The organism is Streptomyces sp. MCA2 (assembly GCF_023544705.1).
GTDB classification, from domain to species: domain Bacteria; phylum Actinomycetota; class Actinomycetes; order Streptomycetales; family Streptomycetaceae; genus Streptomyces; species Streptomyces decoyicus.
In genome coordinates, this window is sequence record NZ_JAMJFM010000010.1 from 157,380 (window position 1) to 176,055 (window position 18,676).

Consider the following 18,676-nt stretch of genomic DNA (forward strand, 5'->3'; position numbering starts at 1 on the left):
AACGCGATCCGTGTTCCTGACCACCCACATCGGGCGACCAGGCACACGGATCGCGTTCGCACACCCTCCCCGAGGGCGCAGCCAAAGGACGAGCTCAGGTCATGCGGCGGCCGGCACGGGGATCTTCGCCTCCGCGTCATCCGCAGCCGCCGTGTTCAGGCTGATGCTCTCGGCGCTGTTGTACGCGTCGCGGTCCAGGATCTTCTCCCTGGCGGAGACCAGGATCGGGATGACCGACTGACCGGCGACGTTGGTGGCCGTACGCATCATGTCCAGGATCGGGTCGATGGCCATCAGCAGGCCGACGCCCTCCAGGGGCAGGCCCAGCGTGGAGAGGGTCAGCGTCAGCATGACCGTCGCGCCGGTCAGGCCGGCGGTGGCGGCGGAGCCGATGACGGAGACGAAGGCGATCAGGAGGTAGTCGCCGATGCCGAGGTGGACGTCGAAGATCTGGGCGATGAAGATCGCGGCGATCGCCGGGTAGATCGAGGCGCAGCCGTCCATCTTGGTCGTCGAGCCGAACGGCACCGCGAAGGAGGCGTACTCGCGCGGCACACCGAGGCGCTCGGTGACCTTCTGGGTGACCGGCATGGTGCCGACCGAGGAGCGGGAGACGAACGCCAGCTGGATGGCGGGCCAGGCGCCGCGGAAGAACTGGAGCGGGTTGACCTTGGCGACGGTCGCCAGCAGCAGCGGGTAGACGCCGAACAGCACCAGGGCGCAGCCGACGTAGATGTCGACGGTGAAGGTCGCGTACTTGCCGATCAGGTTCCAGCCGTACGTCGCGATGGCGTTGCCGATGAGGCCGACGGTGCCGAGCGGGGCGAGCCGGATGACCCACCACAGGGCCTTCTGGAGCAGTTCGAGGACCGAGCGGCTGATCGTGAGGACCGGCTCGGCCTTCTCACCGAGCTGGAGGGCCGCGATGCCGGCGACGGCCGCCATGAAGACGATCTGGAGGACGTTGAGCTCGGTGAACGGCGTGATGATGTCGGTGGGGACGATGCCGGTCAGGAAGTCGATCCAGGAGCCCGCGTGGTCGGGGAGCTTGCCGTCCTTCGGGGTCAGGCCGGTGCCCGCGCCGGGGTGGGTGAGCAGGCCGATCGCCAGGCCGATCGCGACCGCGATCAGCGAGGTGACCATGAACCACAGCAGGGTGCGGGTGGCGAGCCGGGCGGCGTTGTTGACCTGCCGCAGATTGGTGATCGAGACCAGGATCGCGAAGAAGACCAGCGGGGCCACGGCGAGCTTCAGCAGCTGGACGAAGAGGTCGCCGATGTGCTGGAGCGTGGTGGTGAGCCAGCCGATGTCACCGCTCTTGGCGATCCAGCCGAGCAGCACGCCCAGGGCGAGGCCGGCCAGGATCTGCACCCAGAACGGGATCTTGGCTATGCGGGAGGGCTTGGGGGACCGGGGGGCCTGTGAAGACTCGGTGGTCTCGGCAGACGTGGACAACGGACACACTCCGGGGACAGGTAAGGCGTCGGGACGGCGAAAAGAAGCGCCAGGAAGGTGAGCGACTGCGGGGCAGACGCGAAGGGGGCCTCTCCCGCCCGGAGGGTGAGGGAGAAGATCTCCGGCCGCTGAGGAGAGAGGTCAGCGACGGCAACAGGCCGCGGACATACAGCGGCAGAGATCGACGTGCAGGCGCGCCACGAGCGGAGTGCTCCTGGGGGACGGAGGCGCGGCTGCTGTCTTCATGACAAGCACGTTAACACTTGAACTTTGAGGAACCCAAAGAAAATCTTTGAGTTCCGGGGAGGCCTGCGCGACGGACCACCCGTCAACAACGCGACAGACGCCCGGCCATGGAGCGAAATCCATGGCGGCGGGCGCCTGTGATGGAGAAGAGGCTGTGAGGCGTCTTACATAAAGGTCCAGGCCTTCAGGCCCAGGACGTCTGTGGCATCCAGGCCTTCAGTCCAGGGCTTACTTCGGCCCGGGGCTCACTTCAGCCCGTCCTCCTGGCCGGCGTTGGCCATGAGGCGCTCGCGCTGGCGGTCGACCTTGGTGACGATCTGCTCGGACATCGCGTCCCGCTGCTTGCGCAGCAGCACGAAGCTGAGCGGCGCGGAGATCACGATGGCGAGCAGCAGCATCCAGACGGTGTTGGAGGCGCCGATGGCCAGCGGGATGACGTGGAAGTACGCCAGCACCCACACCACGGCGAACGAGGCGACGAAGAGGCCGATGCGAAGGGCGGTGTAGCGGAGCGTGGCGAAGTTGTGGCTACTCACGGATGGGACCTTCTCCTCAACGGCAACCTAAAGGGTCTGCATCCAGTCAAGCACAGCGCATCGGGCGATCTTCGCGGCCCCCGCCGCGGCCCCCGCCGCGGCCCCGCCCATGGCACGTCGGCCCACCGCATCACCCCACCGCGGCGGCCCTGCCCCGCGACCCCGGCCCGCGGGCCGCGCCCGTCAGCCCAGCCCGGCCCAGCCCGCTCAGCTCAGCCCGGCCCAGTTCAACCAGGCTCAGCCCAGCTCCAGCCACATGGTGATGTCGTCGCGGTAATCGTCCCCGGCCAGCCGTATCGCGCCGGGCACGCGGCCGACCTCCTTGTAGCCGCAGGCCTCGTAGAAGGGGCGGGCGCCGGAGCCGCCGCGGCAGGTGAGGCGCAGGGCGGTGATCCCCTCGACGGTGCGGGCGGCCTTGGCGACCGCGGCCATCAGCCGACGGCCGGCGCCCCGGCCCTGGAGGGAGGGGTGGACCATGACGGTGTAGACCCACAGCCAGTGCGTCATCAGGCGGTGGCCGTTGAGGGTGAGGAACGCCGTCGCCACGACCCGGCCGTCCCCGTCACGGCCGACCACCAGGCGCGCGCGGCCCTCGGCCATGGCGGTCAGATGCCTCAGCAGGTCGGGGCGGACCTGCTCGGGCGCCACCGGCGGGAGGAAGCCGACCGCGCCGCCGGCATTGGACACATCGGCCCACAACGCGCATATCCCGTCGCGGAGTTCAGGAGTGACAGAAGGGTCCGGGTCGAAATGCACGTCCATGACCCGGACCCTAACTCTCCCCGACGCTCCCCGCCGAAAGCGCCGCTGACCAGGTCAGACGCGCATCGGCTGGGGCGATTCGCGGCGCTCCGGATCCGGGCCCGGGTACTCGCGGATCGCCTCGTAGCGGGTGTTGCGCTCGACGGGGCGGAAGCCGGCGTCGCGGATCAGGTCGAGCAGGTCCTCACGGGTCAGCTTGTTGGGCGTGCCGTAGTTGTCCGCGTCGTGCGTGATCTTGTACTCGACGACCGAGCCGTCCATGTCGTCCGCGCCGTGCTGGAGGGCGAGCTGGGTGGTCTGGAGACCGTGCATGACCCAGAAGCACTTGATGTGCGGGACGTTGTCGAAGAGGAGGCGGGAGACCGCGAAGGTCTTCAGGGCCTCGGCACCGGTCGCCATCGTCGTGCGCGCCTGGAGCTTGTTGCGGACCTTGCCGTCCTGCATGTCCACGAAGTCGTGCTGGTAGCGCAGCGGGATGAAGACCTGGAAGCCGCCGGTCTCGTCCTGGAGCTCACGCAGCCGCAGGACGTGGTCGACGCGGTGGCGGGGCTCCTCGATGTGCCCGTAGAGCATCGTCGAGGGGGTCTTGAGGCCCTTCTCGTGGGCGAGGCGGTGGATCCGCGACCAGTCCTCCCAGTGGGTGGCGTGGTCGACGATGTGCTGCCGGACCTCCCAGTCGAAGATCTCGGCGCCGCCGCCGGTCAGCGACTCCAGTCCGGCGTCGATCAGCTCGTCGAGGATCTCGGAGGCGGACAGGCCCGAGATGGTCTCGAAGTGGTGGATCTCGGTGGCGGTGAAGGCCTTGAGGGAGACCTCCGGGAGGGCTTCCTTGAGGGCCTTGAGGGAGCGCGGGTAGTAGCGCCACGGCAGGGTCGGGTGCAGGCCGTTGACGATGTGCAGCTCGGTGAGGTTGTCGTTCTCCATCGCCTTGGCGAGGCGGACGGCCTCCTCGATGCGCATCGTGTACGCGTCCTTCTCGCCCGGCTTGCGCTGGAACGAGCAGTAGGCGCACGACGCGGTGCACACATTCGTCATGTTGAGGTGACGGTTGACGTTGAAGTGGACGACGTCGCCGTTCTTGCGCGTGCGCACCTCATGGGCGAGACCGCCCAGCCATGCCAGGTCGTCGGACTCGTAGAGGGCGATACCGTCCTCGCGGGTCAGCCGCTCCCCGGCGTGGACCTTCGCCTCCAGCTCACGCTTGAGGCCCACATCCATCGACGCAGCCATCCGGTCGCCTCCCAGTCTCTGCCTTGTCGGTGCCGTTTCTGGTGCGGGAAACGGGCTTCGTCGAGCGTACTCCCCCGTAAAAGGGGCGGACGGGGGCCCCTTGGTGCGCCCGTCCGCTCCGGTGTGTCCCGCCGCTGCCGAGGGCCTACTCGGCCTCCTCGGGCAGTTCGCCGACGCGGTTCTCCCACTTGGTGGAGAGCACGATCGTGGTGCGTGTACGGGAGACGCCCTTGGTGCCGGACAGCCGCCGGATGGTGCGCTCCAGCCCGTCCACGTCGCCCACCCGCACCTTGAGCATGTACGAGTCGTCGCCGGCGATGAACCAGGCGTCCTCGATCTCGGCGAGGTCGCGCAGCCGGCGCGCGACGTCCTCGTGGTCGGCCGCGTCCGACAGGGAGATGCCGACCAGTGCGGTGACGCCGAGACCGAGCGAGGCGGCGTCGACCGTCGCGCGGTACCCGGTGATCACACCGGCCGCTTCGAGGCGGTTGATCCGGTCCGTGACGCTGGGCCCGGAGAGGCCGACGAGCCGCCCGAGCTCCGCGTACGAGGCCCGGCCGTTCTCGCGAAGTGCCTGGATGAGCTGCCTATCCACCGCGTCCATGCCCTCAAGCCTTCCAATCTTTACGCATTTTCGGGTTCTGCATGTAGAATCTAAGGCACACAGGGTCTGTTCCCTGCGAATCTTTCAGACGATCAAAGACGATCTCAGGAGTTGTCACCGTGTACTCGATCGAGATGGCCTACGCCCGCATGCGCGAGCTTCAGGACCAGGCCAATCGTTCACGTGCCCACCGGGCCGCGGCACCGCGGACCCGCCGCCTCTTCGGCCGCGCCGCCGCAGCGAAGAAGCGCTAGCGAGCGTCCGGGGCCTCCTCCGCTTCCTTTTCCCTGGAGCCGCCCCGCAGCTCCCCCTCCCAGCGCCGGTACAGCCCGTGCGGCACCTCGGCCGCATCGAGCACCCGGCCGGCGACGAAGTCCACCAGATCCTGGATGTGCGTCGCCCCCGCATAGAACGCCGGTGAGGCGGGCAGCACCACGGCGCCCGCCTCGTCCAGCGCCACCAGATGCTTCAGCGTCGGCCCGTTCAACGGGGTCTCGCGAACCGTGACCACCAGCCGCCGCCGCTCCTTGAGCGTCACGCTCGCCACCCGCTGGAGCAGGTCCTTCGAGAGCCCGAGCGCCACCCCGGCCACACACGCCGTGCTCGCCGGGACGATCAGCATCCCCTTCACCGGATACGACCCCGACGAGGGCCCGGCCGCCAGATCCCCCGCCGGCCAGTACCGCACATCCGCCAGGTCCGCCTCCGTCACCGGAAACGTCGACGGCTTGCCATCGGCTCCGCGCGCCAGCCATTCCCGCAGGTCGGCGCGCCAATGGGCGTCCCGGAACGCAATGCCGGTCTCGTCCAGCAGGGTCAGCCGCGACGCCCGGCTGACGATCAGATCCACCGCCTCCCCGGCGGCGAGCAGCCCGCGCAATACGGACGCGGCATACGGCGTCCCGGACGCGCCGGAGATCCCCACGACCCACGGACGGCGTCGGCCGGGGCCCTGCTTACTGGTGTCGTTGTGCGGCGGCTCCACGCATCGAGCCTATCCGGCGGAACCACGGACCCCATCACGGCCGTTCTTACCTGTGCGCCCCTCGCCGAGCACCGCCGAGGGCCGCCCCACCGGGGGACGAGAAAGGGACGGCCACAGATGACCTCACGCGCGAAGCCCGCGATCTGCCTGATGCTGGGCTGGGTCGCACTGCTCTGGCTGCTGGAGGGCGTCGACGTCGTCACCGGCGGCTCGCTGGACACCTTCGGCATCCAGCCGCGCGAGCCCGCCGAGCTGCTCGACGTGGTGCCCGCCGCCTTCCTGCACTTCGGCTTCGGCCATCTCGTCGCGAACACCCTCCCGTTGCTGCTCCTCGGCTTTGTGGCCGCGCTGCGCAGCGGGGTGCACCGGCTGCTCGCCGTCGTCCTGCTGATCATCCTCACCAGCGGGCTGGGCGTATGGTTCACGGCCGCGCCGGACAGCAACACCGCGGGCGCCTCCGGTGTCGTCTTCGGCCTCTTCGGCTATCTGCTGGTGCGCGGCTTCATCGAACGCAAGCTCCTCGACATCGGCATCGGCCTGGTCGTCGGCGTGCTGTACGGCTCGATCCTGTGGGGCGCGCTGCCGACCGACAGCGGGATCAGCTGGCAGGGGCATCTGTTCGGGCTGATAGGCGGGCTGCTGGCGGCCTTCGCCTTCCGGGAGCGCCCGCGCGGCGCCCTGACCGGCGCCGGTGTCGGACCCCTCACGTAGCCTCAGGGCGAACGGGAGCCGCGGCATCGCGCGCACTGCCTCACAGCACGCGCGGCGACGGCGCAGTGCGCAGTACATGGTGCGCAGTACATACGGGGTGAGCAGAGCATGTCCGACTACCACCAGCCCGGTTACGGCCCTCCGACCGGCGGACCACAACAGCCGTACGGAACCCCGCCGCACGGGGCTCCACAGCAACAGCCGTACGGGGCTCCACAGCAGGGGACTCCGCCGCAACAGCCGTACGGGGCTCCGCAGCACGGGAATCCACAGCAACAGCCCTACGGAACTCCGCAGCAGGGCTGGGCCGGCGGCACGTCCGGCGGCGGCTACGGCTACCCCGGCGTGCAGCAGCCCGGCCCCGGTTACCCCGGCCCCGGTTACGGCACCCAGCCGCCCGCGCCCCCGACGGGCCCCGCGATGTGGGCCCACCTCGGCGCCCTGCTGACCATGACCGCGGGCACGATGATGTGCTGCGGCCTCGGCGCCTTCCTCGGCTGGATCTTCCCGCTGTCCCTCCGCGGCAACGACCGCCACAAACACGACCCGTACATCCGCCACCACGCCACCCAGGCCGTGAACTTCGGCATCACCCAGGCGATCATGGCGGCCCTCGGGGTGGTGCTGTACGTCGCCAGCGCCTTCACCTTCGCCGCGGCCGCCACGACGGACGCCCAGCGCAACAGCTCCGGCCTGGCGGTCCCGCTGCTGACCGTGATCGGCATCTTCGGCAGCTACGCCCTGTCCGGCGTGATCTGCGCCGTCATCGGCACGGTCAAGGCGACCCGCGGCGAACTGTGGACCTACCCGCGACTGATCGCCTGGCCCCTCAGCAAGGGCTGACGCCACCACGGCCTGACGCCACCACACCACAGCCCGCCAGGAACTGATTACTCTCCGTAATCGTTGCCGGAAAAGAAGGAGGCAGCACACAAGGCCACACAGACCCATAGAACAACCGACAGCCCAAAGCCTCCGCCCCCAAGCCTCCACAGCTGTACGACCGATAGCCCACGAGACCCGCAGGGCATTAGGGCCCCCAGGGCAGTAGGGCCGTCCCCCGCAAGACCCGCCCGGCCGGCAGCCGCACGACCGACGGATCGCAAGGCCCGCCCAGCCGCCCAGCCACCAGCCCGCAGGGCCACCCCTAAGGCCCAGCAGACCCAGGCGAACCCGGTGGACCGTCAGCCCCGTAAGCCGTCAGACCGTCAGCCCGCGCACCAGCAGGTCCAGCAGCGCGCAGACGAAGAGCGCGATCCCGATGAACCCGTTGACCTGGAAGAACGCCCGGTTCAGCCGGGTCAGGTCGTGCGGCTTCACGATCGTGTGCTCGTACAGGAAAGCCACCGCCACGATCGCCAGGCCCAGCCAGAAGAACGCGCCCGCGCCGGTCGCGAGCGCGTACCAGACGAAGAGCGCCGTCGTGACGAGGTGACAGCCGCGGGCGCCCCAGATCGCGGCCGGGATGCCGAACCGGGCCGGCACCGACTTCACGCCGACCTCACGGTCCGTCTCCACGTCCTGGCAGGCGTAGATCAGGTCGAAGCCGCCGATCCAGATGCCGACCGCGAGGCCGAGGATCGCCGCCTCCCAGGACCAGGAGCCGGTGATCGCGAGCCAGGCGCCGACCGGACCCATCGCCTGGGCGAGGCCGAGGATCGCCTGCGGGAAGTTCGTGAACCGCTTGCCGTACGGATAGACCACCATCGGCACCACCGCGAGGGGCGCGAGCGCCAGGCACAGGGGGTTCAGCAGCGCTGCCGCGCCCAGGAAGACGACGAGCGCGATCAGCGCGCCCGTCCACGCCGACTTCACCGAGACCGCGCCGGTGACCAGCTCCCGGTGCGCGGTGCGCGGGTTACGGGCGTCGATCTCACGGTCGATGATCCGGTTCGCGGCCATCGCGAAGGTGCGCAGGCCGACCATGGCGATGGTGACGAGGAGCAGCCGTCCCCAGTGGATGTGCCGGTCCCACTGGTACATCGCGGTCAGGGAGGCGATGTAGGCGAAGGGCAGCGCGAAGACCGAGTGCTCGATCATCACGAGGCGCAGAAAGGCCTTGGTGCGGCCCGGCTGCGGGACCGCTGCGGATGCGCTGCTCACGAGAGTCCGTACTCCTTCCAGCGGCGGTCGACCATCGCCGCCGTCCGCGGGTCGGACTCGACCATGTGGGGCCAGCCGCCGTCGCGCGTATAGCCCTCCTCGGGCCACTTCTCCGTCGCGTCGATGCCCGCCTTGCCGCCCCAGAACTGCTGGTAGGAGGCGTGGTCGAGATGGTCGACGGGCCCTTCGACGACGGTGAGGTCACGGGCGTAGTCGGTGTTGCCCAGCGCCCGCCAGGAGACCTCGTGGAGGTTGTGCACATCGCAGTCCGCGTCCACGACCACGATCAGCTTGGTCAGCGACATCATGTGCGCGCCCCAGATGGCGTGCATCACCTTTTGCGCGTGTTTGGGGTACTTCTTGTCGATCGAGACGATCGCGCAGTTGTGGAAGCCGCCGGACTCGGGGAGGTGGTAGTCCACGATGTCCGGAACGATGATCTTGAGCAGGGGGAGGAAGAACCGCTCCGTCGCGCGGCCCAGCGGGCCGTCCTCGGTCGGCGGGCGGCCGACGACGATCGACTGGAGCAGCGGCCGCTTACGCATCGTCACACAGTCGATGGTCAGCGCCGGGAACGGCTCCTGCGGCGTGTAGAAGCCGGTGTGGTCGCCGAACGGGCCCTCGGGCAGCATCTCGCCGGGCTCCAGCCAGCCCTCGATGACGACCTCGGCGTGCGCCGGGACCTGGAGCGGGACGGTCTTGCAGTCGACCATCTCGATCCGCTTGCCCTGGAGGAAGCCCGCGAAGAGGTACTCGTCGATGTCACCGGGCAGCGGCGCGGTCGACGCGTACGTCACGGCCGGCGGGCAGCCGAAGGCGATGGCGACCGGCAGCCGCTCCCCGCGCTTGGCGGCGACCTGGTAGTGGTTGCGGCTGTCCTTGTGGATCTGCCAGTGCATGCCGATGGTGCGCTTGTCGTGGCGCTGGAGGCGGTAGAGGCCCAGGTTGCGCACGCCGGACTCGGGGTGCTTGGTGTGCGTCAGGCCCAGATTGAAGAAGGAGCCGCCGTCCTCGGGCCAGGTGAACAGCGCGGGGAGCTGGTCGAGATCGACGTCGTCGCCCTGGAGCACGACCTCCTGGACGGGGGCTTCCTTGATCTTCTTGGGCGGGACGTGCGCCATGCCGGCGAGCTTCCCGAACGCCTCGCGTACGCCGACGAAGCCGTGCGGCAGCTCCGGCTTGAGCAGTCCGCCGATCTTCCCGCTGATGTCCTCGTACGCCTTGAGGCCCAGCGCCTTGAGCAGCCGGCGGTCGGTGCCGTAGACGTTCATGGCGAGCGGCATCGCCGAGCCTTTGACGTTCTCGAAGAGCAGCGCCGGGCCACCGGACTTCTGCACCCGGTCCACGATCTCGCCGACTTCCAGATACGGATCGACCTCGGCCTTGATGCGCTTGAGGTCGCCTTCCCGCTCCAGTGCACGCAGGAACGAGCGAAGATCGTCGTAAGCCATGCCTTCCAGTATCGGGTACGCACTACCCTGGACGGGTCACCGGGCCCCGGCGAGGGCCCGCCGCCGTGTGCAGGGGGCTCGTTCCGCAATGCTCAGGTATCTGCCGTTCCTCTTGGTGCTGGCACTGTGGATCTATGCGTTCATCGACTGCCTGAACACGCCCGAATCACAGGTGCGCGGACTGCCCAAGGTGATCTGGGTGATCATCATCCTGCTCTTCGGCGAGGTGCTGGTCGGCCCGGTCGCCTGGCTGGTCGCGGGCAAGCAGCGCCGGCCGGTGACGGGAGACGGCTCCACGCCCTCGCAGTGGCACCGCAACCACCGTACGAAGTTCGTCGCGCCCGATGACAATCCCGAGTTCCTCGCGTCCCTCAAGAGCGAGAACGGCGGGAACGGCGCGAACAACAAGGACGAGGCGCTGCTCAAGGACTGGGAGGCGGACCTGCGCCGCCGCGAGGAGGAGCTGCGGCGCACCGAGGCCAAGAAGGACGAGACGAACGGCCCGGACGACCCCCAGCCGCCCGCGAAGGGCTAGAAGTTCCTCCCGCCGTCGCGTCGTGGACGGCCGCGACGCCGACCGTCACGGCGACGCCCCCGCCACGACGGCGGCCGTCACGACGTCGACCGGTCACCACGACGTTGGTCCGTCGGAACCCGCGGCGGCGGCCGCCCCGGCGTACGGTGAGCGCATGGACCGTACGCAGGACTGGGGGCAGGACCGCGACGAACTGCGGCTGCACGGCCACGTCGACGGCGACAGCGACCCGGTCGGCCACCCCGGCCATGTGCAGGAACAGGCCCGCACCATGCTGGCGACAGCGATCGCCGAGGCGCGCACCGGACTCGCCGAGGGCGGCATCCCGATCGGTGCGGCCCTCTACGGCCCCGACGGCGCCCTCCTCGGCCGCGGCCACAACCGCCGCGTCCAGGACGACGACCCCACCATGCACGCCGAAACCGCGGCCTTCCGCGCCGCCGGCCGCCAGCGCACCTACCGCGGCACCACCATGGTCACCACCCTCTCCCCCTGCTGGTATTGCAGCGGCCTGGTCCGCCAGTTCGGCATCTCGCGGGTCGTGATCGGCGAGGCGCGGACCTTCCACGGCGGCCACGACTGGCTGGCCCGGCACGGCGTACGGATCGTGCTGCTGGACGACCCCGAGTGCGCGGCGCTGATGCGGGACTTCATCGGGGCGCGGCCGGAGCTGTGGCAGGAGGACATCGGGGGCGGGTGAGGGGCGGTCGGGCAGGGCGGCCCGGCGCGATTCCGGTGCCTGTGGACGCCCTTCCGGACCGAGGACCGGCACTTGTTATCGTGCGGTTCCGAGCTGGAGCCGACGAGGCGGGGAACCCATGACGATGATCCATGAACTCGGCGTGGTGGTGGCCGAGCGAGAGCTGGAGGCCCGCGGCATCAACGGCGAGCGCAGGCCCGTGGTGGTGAAGCTCGGCAAACCGCATCCGGACCCTCTGGGGGACGGTGAAGACTGGTGCTGTCCGCATCAGATTCTGGGCCTGGGCGACGAAAGCGTCATGGCGACATTCGGAGTTGACTCCCTACAAGCTTTCCTGCTCGGTGTGCGCCACCTGAAATTGGAGCTGACCGAGCGCGCAGCAACCGGGGCCGTCGCGTTGACATGGCTGGGGAAGCCCCACCTTGGCCGCCTGAATATCTACCCGGAACCGGAGTAGCTCTTCTCCCCACCCACACAATTCGCTGGCCCGCGCCCGCCGCCATCCACCACTATGACCAGCCATGAGCACCAGCCCCGCCCCTGTCCAGGGCCCCGTACCCCCCGCCGAACCGCACCGCCGTATCCGCGCCCTGCACACCGACGAGACCATCACCGTCTACCAGGCGTACTCCCCCGCGCTGGGCCTCCCGGCCGCGCGGGACGGGCGGTTCCCGGTGGCGTGGAAGCGGGAGCGGATGACATGGATCAAGCCGTCGTTCCTGTGGATGATGTACCGCTGTGGCTGGGGCACCAAGGCCGACCAGGAGACCGTGCTCGCCGTGGAGATCGACCGGGGCGGCTTCGACTGGGCGCTGCGGAACGCCTGTCTGTCGCACTACGACCCGGACGAGCACCCCGACCGCGGGGCCTGGCAGCGGCAGTTGAAGGGGGCGCCGGCGCGGGTGCAGTGGGACCCGGAGCGCGATCTGCGGCTTCAGGCGCTGCCGTACCGGTCGCTCCAGCTGGGGCTGGCGGGGGAGGCGTCGCGCCGGTACGCCGACGAGTGGACGGTGGCCATCTCGGACGTCACCCCGCTCGCCCGTGAGATCCATGCGCTGGTGCGTTCCGGGGACACCGCGGCGGCCGCCGCGCTGCTGCCCGAGGAGCGTCCCTACCCGGCACCCGAGGGAACTCCGGGCCTCGGCCGCGTGTCCTGACACGCCGTCGCAAACGCGTAAATCCGGCCACCGCGGGGTCCGCGGCGCACTGCTTCGCGTGACGTACGGGACGTAGGGGTGTCCGGCCAACTGAGGGCCGTTCACAGCCAATTGATGCATCGTTCAGCTACCTCCCCCTGCCCGGGAAACCCGGGCACCGCCACAGTCATGTCGGCCCACCGAGGGCTCACGCGACTCAGGGAGAGTGGCACATATGCCCGACATGACCCGACGAAGACTCCTCGGCTCCACGGCCGGCGTGGTCGGCGGCGCCGCCGCGCTGTCACTGCTGCCGCCCAGCGTGCAAAAGGCCGTCGCCGCCGGACCCGCACGTCACGGCTCGCTGCACGACATCGAGCACGTCGTGCTGCTGATGCAGGAGAACCGCTCGTTCGACCACTACTTCGGCACCCTGCGCGGCGTCCGCGGCTTCGCCGACCCGGACGCGCTGACGCTGCCGGACGGCCGCTCGGTCTTCCACCAGCCGGACGCGCAGAACCCGGACGGCTATCTGCTGCCGTTCCGCCTCAACACGCACACCACCAGCGCCCAGGCCATCCCCTCCACCAGCCACGCCTGGTCCGTGCAGCACGAGGCGTGGAACGGCGGGAAGATGGACCGCTGGCTGCCCGCGCACCGCAAGGCCGACGGCATCAATGGTCCGTATGTGATGGGCTATCACACGCGCGACGACATCCCGTTCCAGTTCGCCCTCGCCGAGGCGTTCACGCTGTGCGACAACTACTTCTGCTCGGTCTTCGGGCCGACCTGGCCGAACCGGCTGTACTGGATGACCGGCACCCTCGACCCGGGCGGCACACGGGGCGGCCCGGTCCTGAACAACACCGCGCCCAAGCCGTACCGCTGGACGACCTACGCCGAACGGCTGGAGGCGGCCGGCATCAGCTGGCGGGTCTACCAGGAGGAGGACGACTACGGCTGCAATCTCCTGGAGCAGTTCCAGACGTTCCGGGACGCCAAGCCGGGCGATCCGCTCCACGAGCGCGGGATGGTGCCGCAGCCGGCCGGCACCTTCGAGGACGACGCCCGCCATGACCGGCTGCCGGCCGTCTCCTGGCTGATCCCCACCAGCCACCAGTCCGAGCACCCGGACTATCTGCCGGCCGCCGGCGCCGACTACGTCGCGAAGAAGATCGAGGCGATCGCGTCCAACCCGAGGGTGTGGGCCAAGACCGTCTTCATCCTCAATTACGACGAGAACGACGGCCTCTTCGACCATGTGCCGCCGCCGGTGCCGCCCCCGGGGACGAAGGACGAGTTCGTCCGGGGCCTGCCGATCGGCGGCGGCTTCCGCGTGCCGTGTCTGATCATCTCGCCGTGGACGGTGGGCGGCTGGGCCGCCGGCGACCCCTTCGACCACACCTCGGTGCTCCAGTTCCTGGAGCGCTGGACGGGCGTGGAGGAACCGAACATCAGCGACTGGCGGCGGGCGGCGTTCGGCGATCTGACGTCCGCGTTCGGCTTCCGCCACGGGGCGCGCCGCCCGCCGCGGCTGCCCCGCGACACGGCCGAGCAGCTGGTCGAGGCGCAGTGGGAGGTGGCGCATCTGCCGAAGCCGACGCTGCCGGGCGCGGGACAGCGGCCGCCGCGCCAGGAGCGCGGCCGGCGCAGGCGGCGCTAGGGCCTGTCTTCGAAGTCCCAGGGCACGGGCATCTCTCCCTCCCCCGTAAAACGACGGTGCCGTACGGGCCGGCCTCGCGAGGAGGCGTCCCGTACGGCACCGCGGGGTGTGCGGACCGGACTCCGGCGACCGGACTGCGGCGACCGGCTCCGGCGATCGGGCTGCGGCGATCGGACTGCGGCGATCGGACTGCGGCGATCAGACTCCGGCGTAGGAGTGCAGACCCGTCACGAAGATGTTCACGCCGTAGTAGTTGATCAGGTAGCAGATGAACCCGATCAGGCCCAGCCAGGCGGCCCTGCGGCCCTTCCAGCCGGCCGTGGCGCGGGCGTGCAGGTAGCAGGCGTAGGCGACCCAGGTGATGAAGGCCCAGACCTCCTTGGGGTCCCAGCCCCAGTAGCGGCCCCATGCGGCCTCGGCCCAGATGGAGCCCGCGATGATGGTGAACGTCCACAGCGGGAAGACGGTGGCGTTGACGCGGTAGGAGAACTTGTCCAGCGAGGCGGCCGAGGGCAGTCGCTCCAGCACGGACGAGGCGAAGGCGCCGGGCTGCTTGCCCTTCGGCTCGGCGAGCTTGGCCTCGTAGGAGTCGCGGAAGAGGAAGAGCAGCGCGGAGACGGCACCGAGGTAGAGCGCCGCGCCGGAGATGATCGCGCAGCTGACGTGGATCCACAGCCAGTAGGAGTGCAGCGCGGGCACCAGCTGGTCGCTGGCGGTGTAGAGCACCGTGACGGCCAGCCCGAGGTCGAGCAGGACGGTGGTGACCAGGGGCAGCCCGATCCAGCGGACGTTCTTCTTGAGCGCGAGCAGCAGCAGGTAGAGGCCCACCGCGACCGAGGCGAAGGTCGTGGAGAACTCGTACATGTTGCCCCAGGGGGCACGTTCCACGGACAGGGCGCGGGTGACGACGCCGCCCACGTGCAGCGCCCAGGCCAGGACGGTCAGCGAGATGGCGATCCGCCCGTAGAGGTCGCCCTTCTCGGTGTCGCCCGCGGCGCCCGGCCCGTCGGGGACGTCACGGCTGCCGACGATGGGCTTGGTGATGACCTCGGGCCGTTCCAGGACGGCCGTTCCCCCGCCCTGCTGGGCTTTGTGCACGGAGACCGTCGCGGTCGCCTTGGCCTGTGCGGTCAGGGCGGCGGCGGTGCGGCCGACCTTGCTGCGGCTGCCGAACACCCACTCGGCCATGTGCGCGAGGAAGGCGAGCGTGTAGACCGCCATCGCCGAATAGACCAGCAGGTTGCTGTTGTGCGCCAGTGTCTCGTTGGCTGCGGCCGCGATGTTCACGCGCGCGCTCCTTCAGAGGGGTCAGCAGGTCCGTCAGAGTCAGTGGGCTCCGCGGGGTCTTCGGTGTCGGGGGCGGGTCCGGCGTCCGGCCCGTGCGGGGCGCCGGAGTCCGTGCCGGGTCCCGTGCCGGGTTCGGCGTCCGGAGCGGGCGGGGCATCGGGGAACAGTGCTCCGGCGAGACCGGCGAGTTCCTCCGGCAGCCGGGCCGACTCGCTGCGGCCGAGACCGGCCATCTCGACGACGGTGACGCCGTCGGCGCCCTTCTCCGCCCGGACCCACACCCGGCGGCGCTGGATGAACAGCGATCCGGCCAGGCCCAGCAGGGCGGCGACCGCGCCGGTCAGCGCCAGGCCGTTGCCGGGCTGGTGGGAGACCTTGAAGCTGGCCCAGCTCTTGACGCCCTCGAAGGTGATGGAGCCCTCGCCGTTGGGCAGCTTCATCGTGGTCTGTTCTTCGGCGGCGCTTACGGCCGCCTTGTTCTTGGAGCCGGCGTGCCGCTCCACACGGTCCTTGGGCAGCAGCATCTTCTTCAGGATGCCGTTCTTGCCGTCCTGGTACTTCTTGAGGCGCTTGGTGTCGAGCTTGTAGACGCTCTGCGGCAGGCCGGAGTCCAGGCCCAGGTCGCCGTGGTACGCGTTCACCGAGAGCACGGGGAAGTCCAGCGCGGGGAACTGCGAGAACATCGAGCCGGTGCCGCGGCCGCCGAACGTCGGGACGAACATGGCCTGGAAGCCGAGCTGGTTGCGCTTGCCGTCCTCGGTCTGCGCGCCGGGCACCTTCACCACACCGGTCGAGGTGAGGTTCTTGGGGTCGGCGGGCAGGAAGGCCGTCGCGCCGTGGAAGACGGTCTTGCCGCGGCCGTCCTTGACGGTGACGACGGGCGAGTAGCCGTGCGAGAGCAGGAAGACCTTGTTGCCGGCGATGTCGAGGGGCGTGTTGACCTCGATGGCGCTGTGGTGCTGCTTGCCGTCTGCGCCCAGGAAGTAGGAGATCTGCGCCCGGTAGGTGCGCGGGGTGCCCCGCTGGGGCCCGGTCCGCTCGTACGTCGCGTCGAAGCGGTTGAGCTTGAAGCCGAACGGCTCCATGTCGTCGGTGTCGTAGAACGGTCCCGACTTGAACTCGTCGTACTGGGTGAGGCTGTTGGAGAAGCCGTCGCCCTCGGTGACCAGCTTGTTGCCCTCGGACTTCCACAGGCCGCCGACGGCGAACGCCACCAGCATCACGATCAGCGCGACATGGAAGACGAGGTTGCCGACCTCGCGCAGATAGCCCTTCTCGGCGGCGACGGCGGAGCCGGCCCGGTGGGCGCGGAAGCGCCGCTTCGTCAGCAGCCGCTGGGCCGCACCGAGGATCTCGTCGGGCGCCGCGTCCGTGCGCCAGGTGGTGTACGCGGGCAGCCGGGTCAGCCGGCGCGGGGCGGCCGGCGGGCGGCGGCGGAGCTGTCCGACGAACTGCCAGCTGCGCGGCACGATGCAGCCGATCAGCGAGATGAACAGCAGCAGATAGATCGCCGAGAACCACACCGAGCTGTAGACGTGGAACATCCCGAGCTTGTCGTAGATGCCCGCGAGGGTGGAGTGGTCCGCCTTGAACTGGTCGACCTTGGTCGGGTCGACGCTGGTCTGCGGGATCAGCGAGCCCGGGATCGCACCGATCGACAGCAGGAAGAGCAGCAGCAGCGCCACCCGCATCGAGGTCAGCTGCCGCCAGAACCAGCGCACCCAGCCGAGGGGGCCGAGCGAGGGGAAGCTGACGTCTTCCGTGGGCGCGGTCGAGAGCTGGGATCCGGCCGTGCCGAGATCGCTGCCCGCGTCGGCCTCGGGGCCCGGTTCGCGGGGGGTGTCGGTCTTGGTGGACATCAATCAGATCCCAACGGTGGAGCTTTGCGTCCAGCTCTGGAGCTCGGACATCAGGCTGTCCCAGATGCCGGTGACGAGGAGGATGCCGAGCGCGACCATCATGCCGCCGCCGATCCGCATCACCCACAGATAGTGCCGTTTGACCCAGCCGAACGCGCCGAGCGCCCGGCGGAAGGCCAGCGCGACGCCGATGAACGGCAGGCCCAGGCCCAGGCAGTACGCGACGGTGAGCAGGGCGCCGCGGCCGGCGCTGGCGCCGGAGTACGCGAGGGTGCTGACGGCGGCGAAGGTGGGGCCCAGGCACGGCGTCCAGCCGACGCCGAAGAGCACCCCGAGCACCGGCGCGCCGGCCAGCCCCATGGCGGGCTTCATGTGGAAGCGCAGTTCGCGCTGTCCGAAGCGCTTGAGGACACCGGCGAACGCCAGCCCGAGCAGGATCATCAGCACGCCGAGGACCCGCGAGATGACGTCCTTGTACTCCTGGAGGCTCTGGCCGAAGAAGCCGAAGAGCGCGCCGCCGGAGACGAAGACGGCGGTGAAGCCGAGGACGAAGAGCGTGGCGCCGGCCAGCATCCGGCCGCGCCGGGCCTCGCCGAGGTCGGTGCCCGTGACGCCGGTGACGTACGACATATAGCCCGGCACCAGCGGCAGGACGCAGGGCGAGAAGAACGAGACGAGGCCGGCGAAGAGCGCGATGGGGACGGCGGCGAGGAGGGTGCCGCTGAGGACGGTCTGGTTTTCCGCGGCGGCGGCGAGCGCGATCACGTGATCACTTCTCGGCGATCAGCGGGGCGATCATCTTGCGCAGTTCGTCCTCGGCGAGCGGGCCGATCGAGCGGGCGGCGATCTTGCCCTGCTTGTCGATGGCGAGCGTGGAGGGGATGGACTGCGGGTTGAGGCTGCCCTTGGGGAAGCGCAGCATCAGCCGGCCGGTCGGGTCGAACAGGCTCGGGTAGGGCACCTTGTGCTCTTCCTCGAAGCTGGTGGCCTGCGACTTCTCGGAGTCGCGGGTGTTGATCCCGATGAACTGGACGCCCTTGGCCTTGGTGTCGTTCGCGACCTTGGCGAAGTTCGGGGCCTCGGCGATACAGGGGCCGCACCATGATCCCCAGACGTTGAGGACGACGACCTTGCCCTTGTAGTCGGCCACGTCCAGCTTCTTGCCGGTGGTGGTCTCACCGGCAAGATCGGGCGCCGGCTGCCGCTCGTTCTTCTTGACGGTGTCGATGCCGTTCTTGCCCTGGACGAACCGGGTCTGGGACGAGCCGCCGGAGGCGCCGTCGCCGCAGGCGCTGAGCGTCAGCGACGCGGCCGCCGCCCCTGCGGCGAGCAGGGTGATGCGGCGGCGGCTCGTGAGGCGGCGTGGGGCGCGGCAAGCACTCATGTGAAAAGTTTCGCATGGGCCATTTCCGG

General features: G+C 69.7%; 20 protein-coding genes. 8 read left to right on the plus strand and 12 right to left on the minus strand.

What is annotated here, in order from left to right; all coding sequences use genetic code 11:
• Positions 1–99 precede the first annotated feature (99 nt).
• The 5 genes from M8I34_RS11055 to M8I34_RS11075 all read right to left on the minus strand — a co-directional run bounded on the left by M8I34_RS11055 (position 100) and on the right by M8I34_RS11075 (position 4,833).
• Positions 100–1,455 (minus strand): dicarboxylate/amino acid:cation symporter, encoded by a 1,356-nt coding sequence (locus M8I34_RS11055; protein ID WP_250049242.1) that lies wholly within the window; start codon positions 1,453–1,455, stop codon positions 100–102.
• A 491-nt stretch (positions 1,456–1,946) separates the two neighbouring features.
• On the minus strand, positions 1,947–2,237 hold the full coding sequence (locus M8I34_RS11060) for a DUF4229 domain-containing protein (RefSeq protein ID WP_030985976.1): 291 nt from the start codon (positions 2,235–2,237) through the stop codon (positions 1,947–1,949).
• A 237-nt stretch (positions 2,238–2,474) separates the two neighbouring features.
• A complete protein-coding gene (locus M8I34_RS11065) occupies positions 2,475–2,999 on the minus strand; it encodes a GNAT family N-acetyltransferase (protein ID WP_250049243.1) in 525 nt (174 codons plus the stop codon).
• A 54-nt stretch (positions 3,000–3,053) separates the two neighbouring features.
• Positions 3,054–4,217, minus strand: coding sequence for an aminofutalosine synthase MqnE (gene mqnE / locus M8I34_RS11070; protein ID WP_250049291.1), 1,164 nt, complete (start codon positions 4,215–4,217; stop codon positions 3,054–3,056).
• Positions 4,218–4,374: 157 nt separating this feature from the next.
• Positions 4,375–4,833 (minus strand): Lrp/AsnC family transcriptional regulator, encoded by a 459-nt coding sequence (locus M8I34_RS11075; protein WP_030074599.1) that lies wholly within the window; start codon positions 4,831–4,833, stop codon positions 4,375–4,377.
• A gap of 119 nt (positions 4,834–4,952) precedes the next feature.
• On the opposite strand from M8I34_RS11075, the gene M8I34_RS41260 reads away from it, so the two are divergent.
• Positions 4,953–5,087: a hypothetical protein gene (locus M8I34_RS41260; RefSeq protein ID WP_260639410.1), complete on the plus strand. Its 135-nt coding sequence runs from the start codon at positions 4,953–4,955 to the stop codon at positions 5,085–5,087.
• On the opposite strand, the gene M8I34_RS11080 is transcribed toward M8I34_RS41260, so the two are convergent.
• On the minus strand, positions 5,084–5,818 hold the full coding sequence (locus M8I34_RS11080; RefSeq protein WP_250049244.1) for a UbiX family flavin prenyltransferase: 735 nt from the start codon (positions 5,816–5,818) through the stop codon (positions 5,084–5,086). The genes M8I34_RS41260 and M8I34_RS11080 overlap by 4 nt on opposite strands.
• Before the next feature lie 117 nt (positions 5,819–5,935).
• Here M8I34_RS11080 and M8I34_RS11085 point away from each other — a divergent pair, with 117 nt between their 5' ends.
• Both M8I34_RS11085 and M8I34_RS11090 read left to right on the plus strand, forming a co-directional pair.
• Positions 5,936–6,529, plus strand: coding sequence for a rhomboid family intramembrane serine protease (locus M8I34_RS11085; RefSeq protein ID WP_250049245.1), 594 nt, complete (start codon positions 5,936–5,938; stop codon positions 6,527–6,529).
• 108 nt (positions 6,530–6,637) lie between these two features.
• Positions 6,638–7,372, plus strand: coding sequence for a DUF4870 domain-containing protein (locus tag M8I34_RS11090; RefSeq protein WP_250049246.1), 735 nt, complete (start codon positions 6,638–6,640; stop codon positions 7,370–7,372).
• A gap of 357 nt (positions 7,373–7,729) precedes the next feature.
• On the opposite strand, the gene mqnP is transcribed toward M8I34_RS11090, so the two are convergent.
• Together mqnP and M8I34_RS11100 are read right to left on the minus strand one after the other, a co-directional pair.
• On the minus strand, positions 7,730–8,632 hold the full coding sequence (mqnP, locus tag M8I34_RS11095; protein WP_250049247.1) for a menaquinone biosynthesis prenyltransferase MqnP: 903 nt from the start codon (positions 8,630–8,632) through the stop codon (positions 7,730–7,732).
• The gene (locus M8I34_RS11100) at positions 8,629–10,083 is read right to left on the minus strand and encodes a menaquinone biosynthesis decarboxylase (protein WP_250049248.1); all 1,455 of its coding nucleotides are present in this window, start codon (positions 10,081–10,083) and stop codon (positions 8,629–8,631) included. Before M8I34_RS11100 ends, mqnP begins: the two co-directional genes overlap by 4 nt.
• A gap of 88 nt (positions 10,084–10,171) precedes the next feature.
• Between M8I34_RS11100 and M8I34_RS11105 the strand changes: the two genes are divergently transcribed.
• The 5 genes from M8I34_RS11105 (at position 10,172) to M8I34_RS11125 (ending at position 14,117) form a co-directional block, all read left to right on the plus strand.
• Complete coding sequence (locus M8I34_RS11105) at positions 10,172–10,618, plus strand: PLD nuclease N-terminal domain-containing protein (RefSeq protein WP_250049249.1); 447 nt, start codon at positions 10,172–10,174, stop codon at positions 10,616–10,618.
• Positions 10,619–10,772: 154 nt separating this feature from the next.
• Positions 10,773–11,318 carry a nucleoside deaminase gene (locus M8I34_RS11110; protein ID WP_284050185.1) on the plus strand — a complete coding sequence of 182 codons (546 nt, stop codon included), beginning with the start codon at positions 10,773–10,775 and terminating at the stop codon, positions 11,316–11,318.
• 118 nt (positions 11,319–11,436) lie between these two features.
• Positions 11,437–11,775, plus strand: coding sequence for a hypothetical protein (locus M8I34_RS11115; RefSeq protein ID WP_250049250.1), 339 nt, complete (start codon positions 11,437–11,439; stop codon positions 11,773–11,775).
• Between the two features lie 64 nt (positions 11,776–11,839).
• Positions 11,840–12,475 carry a DUF4291 domain-containing protein gene (locus M8I34_RS11120; protein ID WP_250049251.1) on the plus strand — a complete coding sequence of 212 codons (636 nt, stop codon included), beginning with the start codon at positions 11,840–11,842 and terminating at the stop codon, positions 12,473–12,475.
• A gap of 214 nt (positions 12,476–12,689) precedes the next feature.
• Complete coding sequence (locus tag M8I34_RS11125) at positions 12,690–14,117, plus strand: alkaline phosphatase family protein (protein WP_250049252.1); 1,428 nt, start codon at positions 12,690–12,692, stop codon at positions 14,115–14,117.
• Positions 14,118–14,315: 198 nt separating this feature from the next.
• Here the strand turns inward: M8I34_RS11125 and ccsB are convergent, their stop codons facing one another.
• From ccsB to M8I34_RS11145, 4 genes are read right to left on the minus strand one after another with little or no spacing between them, the layout of a single operon-like run.
• On the minus strand, positions 14,316–15,404 hold the full coding sequence (gene ccsB, locus M8I34_RS11130; RefSeq protein WP_250049253.1) for a c-type cytochrome biogenesis protein CcsB: 1,089 nt from the start codon (positions 15,402–15,404) through the stop codon (positions 14,316–14,318).
• On the minus strand, positions 15,401–17,263 hold the full coding sequence (locus M8I34_RS11135; protein WP_250049254.1) for a cytochrome c biogenesis protein ResB: 1,863 nt from the start codon (positions 17,261–17,263) through the stop codon (positions 15,401–15,403). The genes ccsB and M8I34_RS11135 overlap by 4 nt, the downstream gene beginning before the upstream one ends.
• Positions 17,264–17,266: 3 nt before the next feature.
• Positions 17,267–18,028: a cytochrome c biogenesis CcdA family protein gene (locus M8I34_RS11140; protein WP_030985952.1), complete on the minus strand. Its 762-nt coding sequence runs from the start codon at positions 18,026–18,028 to the stop codon at positions 17,267–17,269.
• A gap of 4 nt (positions 18,029–18,032) precedes the next feature.
• A complete protein-coding gene (locus M8I34_RS11145) occupies positions 18,033–18,647 on the minus strand; it encodes a TlpA disulfide reductase family protein (RefSeq protein ID WP_244413993.1) in 615 nt (204 codons plus the stop codon).
• Positions 18,648–18,676 lie beyond the last annotated feature (29 nt).